Genomic DNA, 3,251 nt, shown 5'->3' on the forward strand with positions numbered 1-3,251 from the left:
CGACGCGCCGCGCGCCGGGCTGTTCGCGGCGTCGCAATGGATCGGCATGCTCGCGGGGCTGATGGCGGCGCCCGCGCTGGTCGCGCGCCTCGGCGCGAAGTACACGGTCTCGCTGGGGCTCGCGGCCAGCATCGCGGCCTTCGCGTCGGTGCCGTGGCTGGCGTGGCCGTGGTGGATCGCGCCCGGCATGCTGATGGGCCTCGGCATCGGCCTGCGCTGGATCGCCAACGAATCCTGGCTTTACGGCCTCGTGCCGGATGCGCTCAGCGGCCGCGTGGTCGGCGTACATGAAACCCTGATCGCGGCGGCGGGCGTCGTCGCGCCCGTGCTGGCCGCGTGGTGCGGACCCGCCGGTTCCGTGACGATCGTCGCCGGATTGGCTTTTACGTTCGCCGCCGCGATTCCTCTCTGGCTGACCGCTTCCAGGCCGGACGTCGGGTCGGCCGTCGCACCGAGCGCGCGCGAAACGCCGAACCAGGCCAACGCCCACTTCATGCCGGTCAGCGCGCTCGTGGCGCTGGGCATGGTGGTGGTCACCGTCGGCGGCCTCAGCGACGGCGCGCTCTACGGCCTGTTCCCGCTCTACGCCGCCGCGCGCGGCATGACCGGCACCCAGACCACCGTCCTGCTCGCGTGCCTCGGCCTCGGCGGCATGGCGCTGCAATTCCCGGTCGGATGGATGGCCGACCGCGCGGGCCTCGGGAAAACAGTGGTCCTCTGCGCGATGACGAGCACGCTCGCGCTGGTCGCGTTCGCGCTCGCCGCGCCCACGTCCTGGCGCTTCGCCGCGAGCGCCTTTCTCGCGGGCGGCATGAACAGCGCCTTCATCACGCTCGGCATGTATGCGGCCGCCGCCGGCGAGAAAGACGCGCTCGTGCGCAACATGCGGCGCGTGTCGCTCGCGTTCACGGGCAGCTCGATCGTCGGTCCGCTGATCGCGGGCGCGGCGATGGCGCGTCTCGGCAACGACGTGCTGCTCTGGCCGCTCGCCATCGCGAGCGGCATGCTGACGGTGTTCACGCTCGGCATTTTCGAAGGTCGACGGCAGCGCAACGCGCCTTCGCCTGCCAACTGAAACTGCGAACTCAGCCACGAACTGAACCGCGTCATCGACTCGCACCGCGCAGCGAAAACGCAGCGGCCATGCACGCCAACATCGCAACGCCCGCGATCAGAAACGCATCGCTATACGCCATCAGCAACGCTTCGTGCAGCACGCGCTGCTCGATGATCGCGAGCGCCGTTTCGTGCACGCCGTCGAAGCGCGCCCGCGGCAGCGCGTCGGCGTGCGCGAGATGCCTCTGCGCCACGATCCGCGAAAGCGCCGCCATCCGCTCCTGAAACGCGCTCGCGTAAGGCGTGATCGATTCACCGATCCGCATGGCATGCAGCTTCTCCCGCTCGACCACGATCTGGCTCGCGAGCGCGATGCCGATCGCGCCGCCCACGTTGCGCACCATATTGAAGACGCCCGAGGCCGACCCGAGCTGCGCCTTCTCGATGCCGTCCACCGCCATCACCGACAGCGCGATCACCACCAGCGACTGCCCCACGCCGCGCACGATCAGCGACGGCACGATCACGTTCGCGGCGGAATCGGCGTCGAGATGGATATTCATCAAGCAGCCCACGGCGACCAGCGCGAAGCCCGCGACAATCGCCATTCGCGGCCCGATGACGCGCATCAGCGGCGGCGTGGCGAACGACATGGCGAACTGCACGAGGCCATACGGAATCATCGTCATGCCGATATCGCGCGCGCTATAGTCCTGCGTCTGCGCGAAATAATTCGGCACCAGAAACACCACGCCGAACACCACCGCGCCGAACATGAATTGCATCAGGCTCGCCACGCCGAAGTTGTAGCGCCCCAGCAGACGCAGGTTGATAAACGGCTGCGCGCGCTTTAATTCGATCGCCACGAACGCGACAAGACCGAGCGTCGCCACGCACGACAGCAGCACGATATCGTGCGAGGCGAACCAGTCCTTGCGTCCGCCTTCTTCGAGCACGATCTGCAATGCGCTCAAGCCAACGGCCATTGTCAGGATGCCGAACCAATCTGCGTTCCTCAAGCGCGCGAGATCGACGGAAACGGGTTTGATCGACCATGCAATCGCCGCGATTAGCGCGAGCGCGGGCGGAATCTGCAGATAGAAGATCCAGCGCCACGAATAGGCGTCCGTGAGCCAGCCGCCGAGCGACGGCCCCGCTGCCTGCGCGACGTTGTTGGCGACAGCGAACAGCGCCATGCCGAGCGCGCGCCGCGACGCCGGCAACTCGGTGGCGATGAGCTGAAACGAAAGCGGAATCAAAACGCCGCCGAACGCGCCCTGCAAGGCGCGCGCGGCGATCATCGAGCCGATCGTCGGTGCGAGCGAGCACGCCAGCGAGAACGCGAGAAACCCCGACGCCCCGACCAGCAGCACGCGCCGTGCGGAGAACACCTGCACGAGCCAGCCCGTGAGCGGAATCACGACAATCTCGGCGACGAGATACGCGGTGGTGATCCACGAGCCTTCCTCGAAGCTCGCGCCCAGCGCGCCGCGAATGTCGGGCAGCGAGGCGTTCGTCACGTGCACGTTCATGCCCGCCATGAAGCAGCCGAACACGCCGCCGAGCACGGCGACCCACGCGCGCAGCGAGACGGTTTCTTCGGCAGCGGGTGTGGATTGCGCGGATTGCGCGGGTTGCACCGACTTCGCGCTCATCGCGCCGCCTCGCGCGTATCCACGTGCGCGATCACCGACATGCCGGGCCGCAGCACCACGTCGCGCGGCAGCGGATCGAGCACGACCTTCACGGGCACGCGCTGCACGATCTTCGTGAAGTTGCCGGTGGCGTTATCGGGCGGCAGGAGCGCGAATTCCGCGCCCGATCCCGGCGCGATGCCGCGCACGCGTCCGTGCAGCGTGCGGCCCGAAAACGTATCGACGTCGAGCGTGACAGGCTCGCCTTCGCGCATATGTTCGAGCTGCGTTTCCTTGAAGTTCGCGACCACGTAGACATCGCGCATCGGCACCACCGCGAGCAGCGGTGTGCCCGCCTCCACGTATTGCCCCGCGCGCACGCTGCGCTGACCGACCATGCCGTCGCGCGTGGCGACGATGCGCGTATGGTCGAGATCGAGGTCCGCGAGCACGCGTTGCGCCTGCGCCGCCGCGAGCCGCGCGCGCGCCGCGTCGATCGCCGCATCGTCCTGCGCACGCCGACGCTGCAGCACCTCGGTCTGCGCGCGCTGCGCCTGCGCC

General features: G+C 68.4%; 3 protein-coding genes. 1 reads left to right on the forward strand and 2 read right to left on the reverse strand.

Features of this window, described 5'->3' with window-relative positions; genetic code table 11:
* Positions 1–1,075 (forward strand): MFS transporter (locus tag G3N97_RS37640; protein ID WP_205997820.1); only part of this gene is annotated, 1,075 nt, incomplete at its 5' end.
* A 31-nt stretch (positions 1,076–1,106) separates the two neighbouring features.
* On the opposite strand, the gene G3N97_RS37645 is transcribed toward G3N97_RS37640, so the two are convergent.
* Both G3N97_RS37645 and G3N97_RS37650 read right to left on the reverse strand, forming a co-directional pair.
* The gene (locus tag G3N97_RS37645; RefSeq protein ID WP_205997822.1) at positions 1,107–2,711 is read right to left on the reverse strand and encodes an MDR family MFS transporter; all 1,605 of its coding nucleotides are present in this window, start codon (positions 2,709–2,711) and stop codon (positions 1,107–1,109) included.
* Positions 2,708–3,251 (reverse strand): HlyD family secretion protein (locus G3N97_RS37650; protein WP_205997823.1); only part of this gene is annotated, 544 nt, incomplete at its 5' end. The genes G3N97_RS37645 and G3N97_RS37650, both read right to left, overlap by 4 nt.

It is taken from the genome of Paraburkholderia sp. Ac-20347 (genome assembly GCF_017104805.1).
GTDB lineage: Bacteria > Pseudomonadota > Gammaproteobacteria > Burkholderiales > Burkholderiaceae > Paraburkholderia > Paraburkholderia tropica.